The sequence below is a fragment of the Brevibacterium sp. W7.2 genome, assembly GCF_018137945.1.
Taxonomy (GTDB): domain Bacteria; phylum Actinomycetota; class Actinomycetes; order Actinomycetales; family Brevibacteriaceae; genus Brevibacterium; species Brevibacterium sanguinis.
Genome location: NZ_CP073089.1, coordinates 1,156,898 through 1,173,093, shown reverse-complemented (window position 1 = coordinate 1,173,093; position 16,196 = coordinate 1,156,898). Strand labels below are relative to the sequence as shown.

At 66.9% G+C, this 16,196-nt stretch carries 16 protein-coding genes; 9 read left to right on the top strand and 7 right to left on the bottom strand.

Annotated elements, in window-relative coordinates; all coding sequences use genetic code 11:
• Positions 1-98 precede the first annotated feature (98 nt).
• The 3 genes from J9315_RS05175 (at position 99) to J9315_RS05165 (ending at position 3,353) form a co-directional block, all read left to right on the top strand.
• Positions 99-1,289: a serine hydrolase gene (locus J9315_RS05175; protein WP_198499303.1), complete on the top strand. Its 1,191-nt coding sequence runs from the start codon at positions 99-101 to the stop codon at positions 1,287-1,289.
• A 398-nt stretch (positions 1,290-1,687) separates the two neighbouring features.
• The gene (locus J9315_RS05170; RefSeq protein WP_198499304.1) at positions 1,688-1,852 is read left to right on the top strand and encodes a hypothetical protein; all 165 of its coding nucleotides are present in this window, start codon (positions 1,688-1,690) and stop codon (positions 1,850-1,852) included.
• Positions 1,853-2,228: 376 nt separating this feature from the next.
• Positions 2,229-3,353: an aromatic acid exporter family protein gene (locus J9315_RS05165; protein ID WP_198499305.1), complete on the top strand. Its 1,125-nt coding sequence runs from the start codon at positions 2,229-2,231 to the stop codon at positions 3,351-3,353.
• Between the two features lie 39 nt (positions 3,354-3,392).
• Here J9315_RS05165 and J9315_RS05160 read toward each other — a convergent pair whose 3' ends face one another.
• The 7 genes from J9315_RS05160 to nrdH form a co-directional block, all read right to left on the bottom strand.
• Entirely contained in the window at positions 3,393-3,596 is a 204-nt protein-coding gene (locus tag J9315_RS05160; protein ID WP_198499306.1) for a hypothetical protein, read from the bottom strand.
• 117 nt (positions 3,597-3,713) lie between these two features.
• Positions 3,714-5,411, bottom strand: coding sequence for a multicopper oxidase family protein (locus J9315_RS05155; RefSeq protein WP_349251976.1), 1,698 nt, complete (start codon positions 5,409-5,411; stop codon positions 3,714-3,716).
• A 236-nt stretch (positions 5,412-5,647) separates the two neighbouring features.
• Positions 5,648-6,199 carry a hypothetical protein gene (locus J9315_RS05150; protein WP_198499307.1) on the bottom strand — a complete coding sequence of 184 codons (552 nt, stop codon included), beginning with the start codon at positions 6,197-6,199 and terminating at the stop codon, positions 5,648-5,650.
• Positions 6,200-6,405: 206 nt separating this feature from the next.
• Positions 6,406-7,377 carry a class 1b ribonucleoside-diphosphate reductase subunit beta gene (gene nrdF / locus J9315_RS05145; protein ID WP_137826161.1) on the bottom strand — a complete coding sequence of 324 codons (972 nt, stop codon included), beginning with the start codon at positions 7,375-7,377 and terminating at the stop codon, positions 6,406-6,408.
• Positions 7,378-7,467: 90 nt separating this feature from the next.
• Entirely contained in the window at positions 7,468-9,594 is a 2,127-nt protein-coding gene (gene nrdE / locus J9315_RS05140) for a class 1b ribonucleoside-diphosphate reductase subunit alpha (RefSeq protein ID WP_198501017.1), read from the bottom strand.
• A gap of 5 nt (positions 9,595-9,599) precedes the next feature.
• On the bottom strand, positions 9,600-10,013 hold the full coding sequence (gene nrdI / locus J9315_RS05135) for a class Ib ribonucleoside-diphosphate reductase assembly flavoprotein NrdI (protein WP_137826159.1): 414 nt from the start codon (positions 10,011-10,013) through the stop codon (positions 9,600-9,602).
• Between the two features lies 1 nt (position 10,014).
• On the bottom strand, positions 10,015-10,266 hold the full coding sequence (gene nrdH / locus J9315_RS05130) for a glutaredoxin-like protein NrdH (protein ID WP_137826181.1): 252 nt from the start codon (positions 10,264-10,266) through the stop codon (positions 10,015-10,017).
• 615 nt (positions 10,267-10,881) lie between these two features.
• Here nrdH and J9315_RS05125 point away from each other — a divergent pair.
• Genes J9315_RS05125 through J9315_RS05100 form a run of 6 tightly spaced genes read left to right on the top strand, consistent with a single transcriptional unit; the run spans position 10,882 to position 16,189 of the window.
• On the top strand, positions 10,882-11,877 hold the full coding sequence (locus J9315_RS05125) for an AAA family ATPase (protein ID WP_211978929.1): 996 nt from the start codon (positions 10,882-10,884) through the stop codon (positions 11,875-11,877).
• A 12-nt stretch (positions 11,878-11,889) separates the two neighbouring features.
• A complete protein-coding gene (locus tag J9315_RS05120) occupies positions 11,890-12,774 on the top strand; it encodes a DUF58 domain-containing protein (RefSeq protein WP_137826157.1) in 885 nt (294 codons plus the stop codon).
• On the top strand, positions 12,761-13,213 hold the full coding sequence (locus J9315_RS05115; protein WP_249121033.1) for a hypothetical protein: 453 nt from the start codon (positions 12,761-12,763) through the stop codon (positions 13,211-13,213). Before J9315_RS05120 ends, J9315_RS05115 begins: the two co-directional genes overlap by 14 nt.
• Positions 13,204-14,178 carry a VWA domain-containing protein gene (locus J9315_RS05110; protein ID WP_198499310.1) on the top strand — a complete coding sequence of 325 codons (975 nt, stop codon included), beginning with the start codon at positions 13,204-13,206 and terminating at the stop codon, positions 14,176-14,178. The genes J9315_RS05115 and J9315_RS05110 overlap by 10 nt, the downstream gene beginning before the upstream one ends.
• Positions 14,175-15,386: a VWA domain-containing protein gene (locus J9315_RS05105; protein WP_211978928.1), complete on the top strand. Its 1,212-nt coding sequence runs from the start codon at positions 14,175-14,177 to the stop codon at positions 15,384-15,386. Before J9315_RS05110 ends, J9315_RS05105 begins: the two co-directional genes overlap by 4 nt.
• Positions 15,383-16,189, top strand: coding sequence for a hypothetical protein (locus tag J9315_RS05100; RefSeq protein WP_211978927.1), 807 nt, complete (start codon positions 15,383-15,385; stop codon positions 16,187-16,189). The genes J9315_RS05105 and J9315_RS05100 overlap by 4 nt, the downstream gene beginning before the upstream one ends.
• Positions 16,190-16,196 lie beyond the last annotated feature (7 nt).

Sequence of the window (16,196 nt, the reverse complement as noted above, 5' to 3'; positions counted from 1 at the left end):
CACTTCACCGTGTGCGGCCGCCTTCGTCGTCCCGGAGTTCTCCTCCCGGTCACGGAGTCTGAGGATCCGCGACGCCCGGGATCCGTACACTGGTGCGCATGCGTTCTCCGTCCTCGTCTCCTTCCTCGGCGCTGGCTCACCTGCGCACCGCGGCCGCGGCCGCACTCGCGCTCCTCCTCGTCGTCGCCTCGCTCGTCCTCTTCCCCGGCACTGCCCAGGCCGCACCCGAGCCGACCGAGAAGATCTACGTGAGCCCGGACAACCTCGGCGATGGCGCGCAGCCGCCCCAGCCGATCGGCACATCATGGCTCGTCGGCGACCTCGACACCGGTGAGCTCCAGGTCGCGGAGAACATCGACGTCAAGCACGCGCCGGCCTCGACGATCAAGCTGCTCACCGCGCTCGCGCTCATCGACGTCCTCGATGACCCCGAGCAGAAGGTCGAAGCGGAGTTCGAGGACATGGAGATCGACGGGACGAAGGTCGGTCTCATGCAGAAGAACGACTACACCGTCGACACGCTCTTCCACGCGATGCTCATGTCGAGCGCCAACGATGCCGCGAACGCCCTCGGCCGTGCCGCTGGGGGCCAGGAGAAGGCCGTCGCCCTGATGAACGCGAAGGCGAAGTCGCTCGGCATGACGAACACGAATGCGATGAACACCTCCGGCCTCGACGACCCGAACCAGTACACGACCGTCGCCGACATGGCGAAGCTCGCGTACGCGGTGACGGAGAATCCGACGCTCATGGAGATCATCGGGACGACGACGTACTCGTTCCCGGGAGGCACGAACCCGGAGACGAAGGAGAAGTTCAAGGGCTACGAGATCCAGAACCACACGCAGATCGTCGGCAACGTCGAGGGCGGGCTCGGGCTGAAGAACGGGTACACGACGACGGCGAAGGGCTCCTACATCGCCGTCGCCGAACGCGACGGCAAGCGCGTCGTCTCAGCACTCCTCGGAGCGGAGAACAATTCGCGTCAGGCCGCCGTCGACCTCCTCGAATGGGACTTCGCGCAGACGTCTCCGGAGACCGTGGCGACGGTTCCCGTCGGCGCCGCTGCCGCCCCGACGCCGACGGCCACCGCCTCGGGCAGCGGCAGCGATGCGGGAGACAGCTCCGACAGCCAGGCGGACGACGCCGGCGCGGCGAGCGATTCCTCGGCCTCGGCGACCGGGGGCGTCGACCTGCTGCCGCTCGGCCTCCTCGGCGGGGGCGTCATCATCCTCGGGCTCGCGGGCCTGCTCTGGTTCCGGCTGCGCAAGCGCCACCGCACGCAGTGATGGGAGCGGTCGTGCGGGCTCCACGGGCGCCCGTTCTGCCGCCGCTTCGGCCCGGCGCCGCCGCCGTTTTGACTTCGCCGCCCGCGCCGCGTTATGGTTATCTCTTGCGCTGACGTCATCGGCCCAGTTCATCGGAGTGCATCGACCGATCGGGCAGCGACGGCAGGCCGCTCAAGACGGCCGCCGGATCCGCTCCAGCCGACTGACATCGTGTCTTGTCTCAGCGCATCTCCCCCACCGTGAGGGACTGACCCAGATCACGGCGACCTCCCACAGGCCACTTCGTCGTCGACGTCCTGTGAGGTCAGGCGACTCCCCCGTCGCCACCGCAGACCACCTGGCGAAACGGCATGCGTCGACGCATGTCCGTTCGCCGACGAGAGAAAGGAATGGAACCCATGACTGAGTTCCCACAGTGGGTGCAGCGTGCCGTCGAGCACGCCGGCCTCATCGACCCGGAGATCAGCACCGCGGACGGAGAGGTCACGATCAGTGACTCGACCGGTCGCACCGTGCTCTTCACGGGGTCGTCGCTGCGTGAGACCACGCCGCTGGCCGCCTGAGAGATGTCCCCGGTGAGCCCGCGACAGGGTCTGTGCTGCCGGGTTTGACGCAGCACTGACCCGACGGGCTTCACCTGAGCGCCCGGCTTGCACTCCTCCCAGCGAGGGGTGCAAGCCGGGCGCTTCTGTCTGCTTGCGTTCCCGATTATAAGTAAGTTACCTTGTTTTCGGCGCATCCTCACGGCGGGCTTTCGCACGGTGCCGGAAGCCCGCCGAGGTGGACCGCAGCCGGCCCCGGCCCGTACCGCTGACCGCGGTGCTGACCGTGCAGCAGACCGCGGTGCTGACCGTGCAGCAGACCGCGGTGCTGACCAGCAGTGCTGGCCTGCGCTGCGCCGACCCCGAACACTGCGCGAAAGCGAGGCGGCCTCCGTTTATGACCTCACCTCCCAGCGGCATCATCGAGTTCTTCCGTCGGCCCGAGGTCGTCACCGATATGCTCCAGATCGCCAAGACGGTGATCGCTGCGACCCTCGGCTGGTGGCTGTCGGTGTGGGTGCTCGACTCGCAGATGCCGTTCCTCGCCCCGTGGGCGGCTCTGCTCACCGTCCATGCCACGATCCATCGGACACTCGCCCGTGGGGCGCAGACCATGGTCGCCTCCGTCGCCGGTGTCGCCCTGTCCTTCGTCGTCGGCCACTTCCTCGGCGTGAGCCTCTGGACCTTCGGCTTCGCAATGCTCGCCGGGGTCGTCCTCGCCCGCGTCCCGTGGATCAGGGATGAGGGCATCGCGATTGCGACGACGGCGATCTTCGTCCTCGGCAGCGGGTTCGGCAGTCAGCAGCCGTTCCTCGACGAACGCCTCATCGAGCTTGCACTGGGCGTCGGGGTGGGCGTGGCCGTCAATCTACTCATCGTCCCACCGCTGCGCGATGAGCAGGCGGCTATCCACATCGACGGCATCAACCGCCGGATCGGCGAGGTGCTGACGAACATGAGCGACGAGTTCTCGACCTCGTGGGACACCGACCGCGCGCACGTCTGGTTCGTCGAGACCGAAGCGATGAGCAGAGATCTCGACGCAGCGTGGCAGACGGTCAACCTGGCCAACGAGAGTCGCCAGGCCAACCCGCGTCCGCGGCTGCGATCCCTGCGCCGTGCGGTGCTCCGCAGTCGCGACGCAGACGCCGTCGAGGAGGAGCTCAGTCCCGAGAACATCCTCCGGCGCCTCGACGAAGGCGTCTCCCACCTGCGCCACCTCACCCGCACCTTGGAGGCGGCCACCTATGACGACAGCAGATGGGATGATCGGTTCCGCACCGAATGGGCGGACATCGTCCGTGCGGCCGGCACCGCGATCGCCGACCCGGACATCGGCGTGGACTCGATCCATGATCGCCTCGACGCGCTGTCGGTCGGGATCGCCGATGGCGACGACCTGCCGAAGACAGCGTGGCCGCTCTACGGCGCACTCATCACGAGCGTGCGCCACATCGCCGTCATCGTCGACGATGTCGCCACTGCGCGCGAGGTCCGCAGCACAGCCCGCCGAGGCGGGTGACCGCAGGCAGATGCGCGCCACCTGCCTGCGGTCAGCAGCTCAGGACTGCGGGTGGTCCTCGTCGTCGAAGCCGACGTCGATCGACTGCTCGGCCACATCGGCGATATCGGCCTCGACGACAGCAGGTGCCGACCCCGTCGGTTCGGCATCCTCACCGGTGAGGACCTCGGTGGACTCGATGTCCTCGGACTGCTCCTCCCGATCGGCTTCGGGCACTTCGCTCAGCGACGGATCCGTACTCACGATCTCCTCCTCGGTGCGGGGCCACGGCCGCGCCGCCGCAGAACGCAGCGACGGCGGGTACTCGTGATGGTAATCGTGTGGGTGCGCATGTCAAGGACGACCGCCCCCACTCAGCACTCACTCCTCGTAGGCGATGACGCTCATCATCCCGGCCTCACCGTGGTAGATGTTGTGGCAGTGCGTGAGCCACCGGCCCGGATTGTTCGCATCGAACTCCACGGTCAGCGTCTTTCCCGGCAGGACGATCGCCGTGTCCTTGCGCGGTCCCCCGCCGGTGAGCTGGAACGTGTGCCCGTGGAGGTGGAGGGGATGCCACATGTCCGTCTCGTTGACGAAGGAGAGGCGCACCCGCTCCCCCTCGGCGACCGCCTGCGCAGTGTCCATCGGCTTCTCGTGGTCATACGGCGTCTCGTCGAACGCCCAGTCGTAGGCGGCCATCGACCCGGTCAGCCGTAGGGTGAGCTCCCGGTCGGCGGACTTGGCCGGCAGGGCGACATCGCTGCGGGCTTTCAGCGCCTCGGCGGACAGAGGTGCGGCCGCAAGTTCCGCGACGTTCCCGTCGGTCGGCGGCGCCTCGCCGGACCCCGTGCGGACGACGGCGTGGACGCGCTCCTGCTTGCCCTCCGCCTCGGCGACAAGAGCGAACACGCCGTCGCCCAGCGTCACGACTGCGTCATAGCGCTCCCCCATGCCGAGGAGGAGCGACTGCGTCTCGGCGGCCTTCCCGTCGACGGGGAAGCCGTCGGTGTGGGTGACCGTGAGCGAGTGCCCGGTCAGGGCGAGGCGGAACGCGGTGTCGCCACCGGCGTTGATGATCCGCAGCCTCACCTTCGCGCCCGGCTTGGCCTCGAAGGTCGCTGGGTCGTCGGCGGGCCGACCGTTGATGAGGTACGTGGGGTAGTAGACGTCGCCGGCGTCGCCGCCGAGGACGTCCGAGGCGGCGCCCATGAGCATGTTGCCCATCCGCATCGGCCCGCCCATGCCGCTGTGGTCCATCCCGCCCATGCCGCTTATGTCGCCTGAGTCTGAGCCGCCCATGTTCCCGTGGTCCATGCCGCCCATGTCGCCCGAACTGGAGCTCGAACCGCCCATGCCCTGCCGGAGTTCGGTGAGCACCTCGGCGGGAGTCGCGGTCACTCCGTCGAGCCAGTCGTCGAGGATGATCACCCACTCGTCGTCGTACTCGAGCTGTTCGTCGGGGTCGTCGACGATGAGCGCGCCATAGAGGCCGCGGTCGATCTGCGCGCCGACGTGCGGGTGGAACCAGTACGTGCCCGGGTCGGGGGCGATGAAGTCGTAGGTGAACGACTGACCGGGGGCGACGGGGTCCTGGGTGAGCATCGGCACGCCGTCCATGTCGTTGCGCAGCGCGAGACCGTGCCAGTGGATCGTCGTGTCCTCGGTGAGGTCGTTGGTGAGTGTGGCTTTGAGCCGGTCTCCCCGGCTCATCCGGATGACCGGGGCGGGGATCTCCCCGTAGCTCCACGTCTGTGCGGTGGTCGTGCCGAGCTTGAGCGCCGAGGCGGCCGCCGTGAGGGCGACCTCCACTGTCTTTCCCGTCGTCTCACGGTCGTCCTCGACGTCGGCGACGCGTTGGGAGTCGGGCATGAGGAAGGCTCCTTCTCCCCGCGGGGTGCATGCGGCCAGGGCGAGCACGCTCAGCGATCCGACGAGGAAGCTGCGGCGGCCGGGACGGCGTGACGGGCGTGCGGGGTGGACGTGCTCGGGGGTTGTCGGGGTCGCTTCCGTGAGCGATGGACTGGTCGGCAGTCCGTCGAAGCGGCGTTCGGTGGTGTTCTCTGATGAGTGGTTCACGGTGTGTGCTCTGCTTTCGTTCGCAAGCCCATTCCGCGCATGCCTTCGTTCCAGGAAAGAGCGTCTGAGGGCGCTCAGGTCCGTGGTGCCCAGCGGGGCGCAGGTTGCGCGCGCTCAGGTCAGCCGTGGTCGCAGTCGTGTGCGATCACGGTTTCGGCTGGTCGGGGACTGGCGCGAATGGGCCGAGTTCATCGGTCGGCTGATGCATCGAGAAGCCTCGATGCGGGGACGCCGGCCTACGTGCGACTGATGCAGAGGTCGGTGATACTCGGCGCGCGGGCGTGCCCAGGTGCCGGGTTCGGTACGAAGGGGGTGGCGCAGTGCCACAGGCCGGCGCGGGGAAGCAGAATCGCGGTGCGCCGCAGCATCCGCAGGGCGATGATGAGCAGGACGACGCCGACGATGCACATCGTCGCGAGTGCGCAGACCATCACACTGTCACCGCATCCCGAACCGGTGCACTGGCCGGAGGCGGCGTCGTCATCGGCCGCCACGCCGGGGTCACTGTCGGGGGCCTCGCCCGCGGGCGGTTCACCGTGGGCAGGCATGGCGTCCATCGCCATCGAGTCCGCGCTGTGGCCCATCGCCGCAGGTGACTCAGTGCCATCCCCGTTCGTCGACGAAGCGCCCATCGGGGATGCATGCGACATGCCCATCGAGGCACTGGGTTCCATGCTCATCCCCATGCTGATGGGGAGCACGACGATGCCGATGACAGCGGCGACCGCGGCGACGAGGTTGAGGATCGCTCCGGCGAGCTGAGGTCGGGTGCGTCGACGATCCTGCATCGCGCCCTCCTCCCGCCGATTGCCTGAATACCCTCTGAGGGTATCGTCTCGGATTCCGCCGGGCAACGTCGGCACGCCGTAGCCGGGACGCCCTGTCGACGGTGCCCGGCGCGGTCCGCGCAGCGACGCACTCCCTCGTGTGAATGCGGCAGCGGCCCGCCGCGAGCAGAGTCGCTCGCCACGGGCCGCCGGTGATGATCAGAGACTCAGAAGTCCCAGTCCTCGTCCTGGGTGTTCTCGGCCTTGCCGATGACGTAGGACGAACCCGAGCCGGAGAAGAAGTCGTGGTTCTCGTCGCTGTTAGGCGAGAGCGCCGCGAGGATCGCCGGGTTGACGTCCGTGACCTCCTTGGGGAACATCGCCTCGTAGCCGAGGTTCATCAGCGCCTTGTTGGCGTTGTAGTGGAGGAACTTCTTGCAGTCCTCGGCCAGCCCCACCGAGTCGTAGAGCTCGTGGGTGTAGGAGACCTCGTTCTCGTAGAGCTCGAAGAGGAGGTTCATCGTGTAGTCCTTGAGCTCCTGACGGCGCTCAGCGGACTCCTGCTCGAGACCCTTCTGGTACTTGTAGCCGATGTAGTAGCCGTGCACGGCCTCGTCGCGGATGATGAGGCGGATGAGGTCGGCGGTGTTCGTCAGCTTCGCGTGCGAGGACCAGTACATCGGCAGGTAGAAGCCGGAGTAGAAGAGGAACGACTCGAGCAGCGTCGAGGCGACCTTCCGCTTGAGCGGATCATCCCCGCGGTAGTAGCTGAGGATGATGTCGGCCTTCTGCTGCAGGTACGTGTTCTCCCGCGACCAGCGGAACGCCTCGTCGATCTGCTTCGTCGAGGTCAGGGTCGAGAAGATCGACGAGTACGACTTCGCATGCACGCTCTCCATGAACGCGATGTTCGTCAGCACCGCCTCCTCGTGCGGGGTGACCGCATCGGGGATGAGCGAGATCGCACCGACGGTGCCCTGGATGGTGTCGAGCAGGGTGAGACCGGTGAAGACGCGCATCGTCAGCGTCTTCTCCTCCTCGGTCAGCGTCGCCCACGAGGGGACGTCATTGCTCAGCGGCACCTTCTCGGGCAGCCAGAAATTGCCGGTGAGGCGATCCCAGACATCGTCATCGACCGGGTCGACGACGCGGTTCCAGTTGATGGCATCGACGTGCGAGGCCAGGGTCAGGTTTTCCAACGCGATCTTCTCTCTGTCTTCGAAAGGTGGTGCGAGGTGCCGCGGAGTCGGCGTCAGCCGACCCGCGGCACACCAGCGGATGTCACACGGTCACAGCATGCAGGAGACGCAGCCGTCGACCTCGGTGCCCTGCAGCGCGAGCTGGCGGAGGCGGATGTAGTAGATCGTCTTGATCCCCTTGCGCCACGCGTAGATCTGCGCCTTGTTGATGTCGCGCGTCGTCGCCGTGTCCATGAAGAACAGCGTCAGCGACAGGCCCTGATCGACGTGCTTCGTCGCCTCGGCATACGTGTCGATGATCTTCTCGTAGCCGATCTCGTACGCGTCCTGGTAGTACTCGAGGTTGTCGTTGTCCATGAAGGGCGCCGGGTAGTACACCCGCCCGATCTTGCCCTCCTTGCGGATCTCGATCTTCGAGGCCACCGGGTGGATCGACGAGGTCGAGTTGTTGATGTAGGAGATCGATCCCGTCGGGGGCACGGCCTGGAGGTTCTGGTTGTAGATCCCGTGCTCGGCGACCGCGGCCTTGAGCTCGCGCCAGTCGTCCTGCGTGGGAATGTGGACGCCCGCCTCGGCGAAGAGCTCGGCGACCCGCGCGGTGCGCGGCTGCCAGACCTCCTCGGTGTACTTGTCGAAGTACTCGCCCGTCGCGTACTTCGAGCGCTCGAAGCCGGCGAACGTGCGTCCGCGCTCCTTCGCGATCTCCATCGACGCCCGCACGCAGTGGTAGGCGACGGTGTAGAAGTACATGTTCGTGAAGTCGAGCCCCTCGTCCGATCCGTAGTAGACGTGCTCACGGGCGAGGTAGCCGTGGAGGTTCATCTGCCCCAGCCCGATTGCATGCGACATGTCGTTGCCGCGGGCGATCGACGGCACCGACTGGATATCGGAGGTCTCGGCGACGGCGGTGAGGCCGCGGATCGCGGTCTCGACGGTCCGGCCGAAGTCGTCGGAGTCCATCGTCAGGGCGATGTTGAGCGAGCCGAGGTTGCACGAGATGTCCTTGCCGACGACGTCGTAGCCCAGGTCCTCGTCGTACTGGCTCGGTTCGGAGACCTGGAGGATCTCCGAGCAGAGGTTGGACATGATGATCTTGCCGTCGATCGGGTTCGCCCGGTTCACCGTGTCCTCGAACATGATGTACGGGTAGCCGGACTCGAACTGGATCTCCGCGAGCGTCTGGAAGAACTCACGCGCGTTGATCTTCTTCTTCCGGATCGACGCGTTGTCGACCATCTCCTCGTACTTGTCGGTGACGTCGATGTCGGAGAACGGCACCCCATAGACGCGTTCGACGTCGTAGGGGCTGAAGAGGTACATGTCCTCGTTGCGCTTCGCGAGTTCGAACGTGATGTCGGGGATGACGACGCCGAGCGAGAGGGTCTTGATGCGGATCTTCTCGTCCGCGTTCTCCCGCTTCGTGTCGAGGAAGCTGTAGATGTCGGGGTGGTGCGCGTGGATGTAGACGGCACCGGCGCCCTGACGCGCACCGAGCTGGTTGGCGTAGGAGAAGGAGTCCTCGAGGAGCTTCATCACGGGGATGACGCCCGAGGACTGGTTCTCGATCTTCTTGATCGGCGCACCGGACTCGCGGATGTTCGTCAGGCTGAAGGCCACGCCGCCGCCGCGCTTGGACAGCTGCAGGGCGGAGTTGATCGAGCGGCCGATCGACTCCATGTTGTCCTCGATGCGCAGGAGGAAGCACGAGACGAGTTCGCCGCGCTGCTTCTTCCCGGCGTTGAGGAACGTCGGGGTCGCCGGCTGGAAGCGGCCGGTGATGATCTCGTCGACGAGCTGTTCGGCGAGCGTCTCGTCCCCGCGGGCGAGGAAGAGCGCGACCATGACGACGCGGTCCTCGAAGCGCTCGAGGTAGCGCTTGCCGTCGAAGGTCTTGAGCGTGTACGAGGTGTAGAACTTGAACGCGCCGAGGAACGTCTGGAAGCGGAACTTCTGCGCATACGCGCGCTTCGACAGGGCTTCGATGAACTCGAACGAGTACTGCTCGAGGACCTCGGGCTCGTAGTAGTCCTTCTCGACGAGGTAGTCGAGCTTCTCCTTGAGGTCGTGGAAGAAGACGGTGTTGTTGTTGACGTGCTGGAGGAAGTACTGGCGAGCGGCCTGCTTGTCGCGCTCGAACTGGATCCGCCCATCCACGTCATAGAGGTTCAGCATGGCGTTGAGCGCATGGTAGTCGAGATCCGTCTCTTCGCGGATGATGTCCTCTACATTGCGGTCTTCAGCGAGCTCACGCACAGTTTGTCCAATCCTTGATTCACAGCTGCGACGTCCTCGGGGGTCCCGAGGAGTTCGACCCGATAGAGCACGGGCACTTGGCATTTCACGGCGATCTTGTGCGCCGCGCGGCAGTATTCTGCGCCGAAGTTCGTGTTTCCGGCGCCGATCACGCCGACGAGGTGCCGGCGATTCGATTCGATATTGAGGAACTTGACCACCTGCTTGGGGACGGCCCCGCGGTTGGGACCGGCCCCGTAGGTGGGGGTGACGAGCACGAACGGCTCATCGACCAGCAGCGTCTCGTCCTTCGTCAGCAGGGGCAGACGGCGGGCGGGATGATCGAGTTTTCCGACGAAGCGGTGGGTGTACTCGGAGCTGCTGGAGTAGTAGACCAGGAGCATCTCAGGCCACGACGGTCGCCGTCGTCTGCTGGCCGGCCAGGGCGGCGATCTTGTCCGGACGGAATCCCGACCAGTGGTCGTTGTCGGTGACGACGACCGGAGCCTGCATGTAGCCCATGGCCTTGACGACGTCGAGGGCGTTCTCATCGACGCTGAGATCGACCGAGGTGTACTTCAGGCCCTTGGCATCGAGCGCGCGGTAGGTGGCGTTGCACTGGACACAAGCGGGCTTGGTGTACACGGTGATCATGATGACTCCTCGATTCTGTGCTGCGGCTTGGGTTTCCCACGGTCGGCCACGCCGTTTCCGCGGCCTCCCGACGTGGGAGGGATCACGGTGAAGGGGACCGGCTGTGACCACTAGATGTTGTGTTCGGGTAAAACCCTACCCCTATATCCAGTGTTACACCAGTGTCATTTACACCATCCACAAGGTGTGTTCTCAGCCCTCCACAGTCGTCCACAGGGTGTGAACGACACCTGTGTAGTTCGGTCACCTGCGCGGACACGGGCGACACCGCGGATTCCGCCGAGATCCCGACCGCGCCGGCCCGAGGTTATCCACCGTCGTCCACAGGAAAAATTCCTCCCTGTGGGCATGTCGTTCGGCGTGTCGGATTCGACCGCGACGTGATCGGTTCCACCCCTCTGACCACCCCTTTCCGTGGTAGCCGACCACCGAGCCGACGGACCCTGCCAACCGGGCGACCGCCTCGGCGATTCCTCTGTTCCCACGTGTCCACACTATGTGTCGGTACTGACACGGATTCACCCAGTCACATGTCAGGGTCGGCCCATATCCTTGTGGAGACGGCCATCACAGCACCGGCCGCCGCACCACGACGACACCGAGAGGGCCTGAAGACGCATGACGGCAACGGCAACGGCCAACACGCAGGAGATCGCGCACGCCAAATCCCTCCTCAGCGGACTCGAGTCCTATCTTGACCACTTCGTCGTCGGCCAGCAGCGACTGCGCGAATCCCTCCTCATCGGTCTCCTCTCCGGCGGGCACCTCCTCCTCGAGAGCGTCCCCGGTCTCGCGAAGACGACCGCGGCGGCGGCTCTGGCCAACGCCGTGGACGGGAAGTTCTCCCGCATCCAGTGCACCCCCGACCTGCTGCCGGCCGACATCATCGGCTCGCAGATCTACAACGCCCGCGAAGGCTCGTTCAACACGGTGCTCGGACCGGTGCACGCCAACATCGTCCTCCTCGATGAGATCAACCGGTCCTCGGCGAAGACACAGTCGGCGATGCTCGAGGCGATGCAGGAGCGGCAGACGACGATCGGCGGGCAGCGCTTCGACCTGCCCAAGCCCTTCCTCGTCATGGCCACGCAGAACCCCATCGAGCAGGAGGGCACGTACCAGCTGCCCGAAGCGCAGCTCGACCGGTTCATGATCAAGGACCTCCTCACCCATCCCAGCCCCAACGAGGAGGTCGAGATCCTCTCCCGGCTCGACTCCGGAGTCTTCGACAAGGACTCGGTGCCCGCAGCGAGCTGCACGCTCGAGGACGTGATGACGATGCAGCGCTACGCCCGCACCATCTACATCGACCCGTCGATCACCCGTTACCTCGTCGAACTCGTCCACGCGACGCGGAACACGCAGAAGTACCTCGGCCGGCTCGCCCCCTACATCGAGTACGGTGCGAGCCCCCGCGCCTCGATCGCGTTCACCAACGCCGGCCGGGCGCTCGCGATGATCCGGGGCCGCAACTACGTCATCCCCGAGGACATCAAGGACCTCGCCCACCGCGTCCTCGCCCATCGCATCCAGCTCAACTTCGAAGCCGCGGCGGAGAACATCACGAGCGCCCAGGTCGTCGATGCCCTCCTCATGGCCGTGCCGACCCCGTGACCCGGTGACGACATGACGGCTCTGCTCAATCGGATCAAGGCGCGGATGACCATCCACGCCCACCGGCGCACGCGCAGACTCCTCGACGGCGACTACTCGTCGGTCTTCCACGGCCACAGCCTCGACTTCGACGACCTGCGCGACTACATCCCCGGCGATGAGATCCGCGACATCGACTGGAAGGCCACCGCCCGCCACGCCGATCCGCTCGTCAAGCGCTACGTCGCCCACCGCCGCCACATCCTCGCCCTCGTCGTCGACTCCTCGCGCGGTTTCGACGCGATCACCTCGGCGGGCGCGGACAAACGGCACCTCGCGATCCTCATGGCGGGGATGACCGGCTACCTCGCGGTGCGCCACGGCGACGACGTCATGCTCATCCACGGCAACGCCGAGCAGACCATCGCCTCGCCTCGCAAGGGCAGCGAGGCCCACCTCGAGAATCTCCTCCAGCAGATCCTCGCCGAGTCCGGCACCGCGGTCGACGGGTCGATCAACACCCAGCTCAAGTGGATCGCCGACCACATCACCCATCGCATGCTCGTCGTCGTCATCTCCGACCAGGCCCCGCTCGGACCTGAGGAGGAGGCGACGATCAAGCGCCTGCGCGCCCAGCACGAGATGCTGTGGATCACGATCACCGACGCCGATCTCGCGGAGCTCGCGACCGCCTCGGCGCCCTATGACGTCGCCCGCGCCGAGGTGGGGCTGCCGATCTCGGTGATGTCCGATCCGAAGGTGCGCGGGGAGTTCGTCGCCGCCGAGGCGGCCCGCCGGCGCCAGCGTCTCGACCTGCTCACGAAGCTCGGCATCTCCCACACCGAGGTCGCCGACCCCGAGCAGGCCCTCGGCAATCTGCACGCACTGCTCTGGAGGCATCGTCGTGGGTCCCGCTGAACTCATCGGTCCGCTGCAGATCTCGGTGTGGTGGTACGTCGCCGCCGCCGTCGTGCTGCTCGCGGCGCTCATCAACTTCTCCGCCCCGCTGCTGCGCGCGGCCTCCGGTGCCGGAGTCCAGAAGCCGTCGCGGATCCCCATCCCCGTGCGCAGCACGTACATGTCGCGGATCTCCGCCGTCGAATCCGACCTCGCCGCGGGCAGGACGGATGTGCGGGAGGGCGCGAAGGAGCTGGCGAAGATCGTCCGCGAGTTCGCCCGCGACGCGTGGGGCGTCAAAGCCGAGCACCTCACCTACCGTGACGCCGCGGTCGCCGGGCTCGACGACCTCGCCGATTCCCTCTGGGGCCTCTACGAAGCCGAGTTCGCCGAGGACGAGGCGACGGACCTCAGCCCGCAGATCGCCGAGGCGAGGAAGCTGGTGGCGCGATGGTCCTGATGCTCTGGTGGCTGGCGCTGGGCCTCCTCGTCCTCGCCGGCATCGCCGTCTTCGTCTTCCGCCGTCCACGGCGCACCGAGTCCTCCCTCGCCGTCGCCCACAGCGGCCGGATGACGCAGCTGCCCGGCTTCCGCCGGGCGATGCGCCGGAAGTTCCTCACCACGGCCGCGTTCCTCGGGGTCATCGCCATCACCGGACTCGGCGCGCTGGCCGGGGTGGCGCGTCCGGCGTGGGTCGAGACGGTCAACCCCGAGAAGAAGCTGCGCGACGTCATGCTCTGCCTCGACGTGTCCGGGTCGATGCTCGGCTATGACGCGGATCTGCTCGCCGCCTACCAGCAGCTCGTCGACCGCTTCGATGGCGAGCGCATCGGGATGACGGTGTTCAACGCGACCGCGGTCTCGGCGTTCCCGCTCACCGACGACTACGACATGGTGCAGAACTACCTCGAGGAGGCCGAAGAGGGCTTCCGGACCTGGGGATCGGAGGGCACCGACTACTCGTGGTCGACCTCGCCGCCGAACATCGGCGGATCCTCGCTCATCGGCGACGGCCTCGTGTCCTGCATCGACAACTTCGACCGCAAGGACGAGGACCGCTCCCGCTCGATCGTCTTCGCCACCGACAACATGCTCGCCGGCGAACCCCTCTTCGAACTCGACGAGGCGACGACGATCGCCATCGACGCCGGCGTTCGCGTCTACAGCCTCTCCCCGCCCTCGATCCTCGCGACGACCCAGACCCAGGAGCTGCGCTCGGTCTCCGACCGGACCGGCGGCGAGCAGTTCGAGATGGGCTCGGCGACGACGATCGACAGGATCGTCTCGGAGATCCAGAGCCAGGAGGCGGAGAACACGCCGGGACGCTCGTACACGATCGTCCACGACATGCCCGCCGTGCCGCTGGCGATCGCCGTGTTCGGGCTCATCGGCGTCTTCGTCCTCGCATGGAGGGTGCGCTCATGATCTTCGACCCGCTCTTCGGCTGGATCGGCGTCGGCGTCGTCGTCGCGATCCTCCTGGCCCTGTGCATCATCCCGCTCGTGCGCGGGGACGGTCCGCGGTGGAAGTGGGGCGCGCGCATCGGCGTCGTCGCCCTCCTCGGACTCGCCCTCGCCCGGCCCGGCTTCCCCGTCGAGTCGACGACCGAGGAGTACGAGGCCGCCGCCGACGCCTACTTCCTCGTCGACACGACGACGTCGATGGCAGCGGAGGACTACGACGGCGACGGCACCCGCCTCGACGGCGTCAAAGAGGACATGCTCGAACTCGCCGAGCAGCTGCCCGGTGCGCGCCTGAGCATCATCACCTTCGCCTCGACGGCCTCGACGGCGATGCCGCTGACCACCGACCATGCCGCGTTCGCCTCCGCCGTCGACGTCCTCTCCCCCGAGATGTCGCAGAACTCGAACGGGTCGTCGATCACGGAGGCCGGCGACGAGCTCGAGGAGCGGATGAGCGCGAACGCCGAGGACCGTCCCGACAACCAGACGCTCGTCTTCTACTTCGGCGACGGCGAGCAGACGGCGCAGGGCAGCCCCGATTCGTGGTCGTCCTTCGCCTCCCGCATCGACAGCGGCGCCGTGTTCGGCTACGGCACGAGCCAGGGCGGACGGATGAAGGAGACCCAGCCCTTCGGCTACGGGCCCGGCGGCAGCGGTCACGACGGCACGGGTCAGGGCGGCGACCAGGGCGGCACCGAGGAGTACATCCGCGACGCCCAGGGCAATCCGGGGATCTCGCGGATCGACGAGGGCAACCTCCAGCAGATCGCCTCCGACCTCGGCCTGCCCTACCACCTGCGCGACGCCTCGACACCGCTGGCCTCGGCCTACACCGCTCCGACCTACGATCAGCGGCTCGTGCAGAAGGACGGCCGCCTCACCGTCGACGAATACTTCTGGGTGCCGCTCATCCTCGTCTTCGCGTGGATCGCCGTCGAGATGGTCTTCGGTGTCCGCGAGCTCATCCGCGTCCGCTCGGTCATGCCCCCGCGCCGAGGCGGTCGCCGGGCGCACGCAGCACCGCCGCACCCGGGTGGTCCGGGACCCGGCGGCACCGGCTGGGGCGGTCCCGGTGGCGCGGGTCCTGGCGGCGCGGGTCCCGGCAATCCCGGTGCCGGAGGCGCACCTGCCCGCACTCAGCCTGAGCCGGCGAACGGAGGACGGTCATGAACAGGATCACGGGTCTGTGGACGCGACGGCGCCTGGTGACGAAGGTCAATCTCCTCATCGGCACCGTGCTCACCCTCGTCTTCGCCTATATCGCGACCATCGTCTACTTCGGGGCCTCCTCCCAGGTCCGGTACGACTCGAACGACTTTCCCGGGGCGGAGCGGGCCGCGACGACGTTCCTCGCCCTCAGTCCGCTCGAGCGTCACATCGGCTACTTCAACCGCGGCACCGCGAAGGCCGCGGTCGGCAGCTTCGAACCGGCGCAGGAGGATCTCGAGACCGCGCTCGACCTCACGCCGCCGCGCGACGAGTGCGCGGTGCGCATCAACCTGTCCTACGTCTACGAGAAGCTCGCCGACCAGGTCGTCGACCAGGACGAGAAGAAGTCCGGCGAACTCTACGACCAGGCCCTGCAGACGCTCGCCGACGCGCCCGCCGAATGCCGCCCCGACAACAGCGAATCGCAGCAGAAGAGCGACGAGGCCACCGAACGCGTCCAGGACAAGAAGGACGGCGGCCAGTCGCAGGATCAGAGCTCCGGCGGCGACGATTCGCAGGACTCGCAGGGCGATGACCAGCAGAACGAGGGTGACAGCTCGGACGGTCAGACCGACCAGGGCGATCAGGGTCAGAACGACCAGGACAGCGAGGACCAGTCGGAGAACAGCGACTCGGGCCAGCAGACCGAGGAGGAGCAGAAGCGCGACGAACTGCGGCAGCGCGGTGAGGATTCGAACCGCGAACAGCAGCAGCAGGGACCGTTCGGCAGCGGAGGACGGACGACGCCCGACAAGCCGTGGTGAGCGTGTG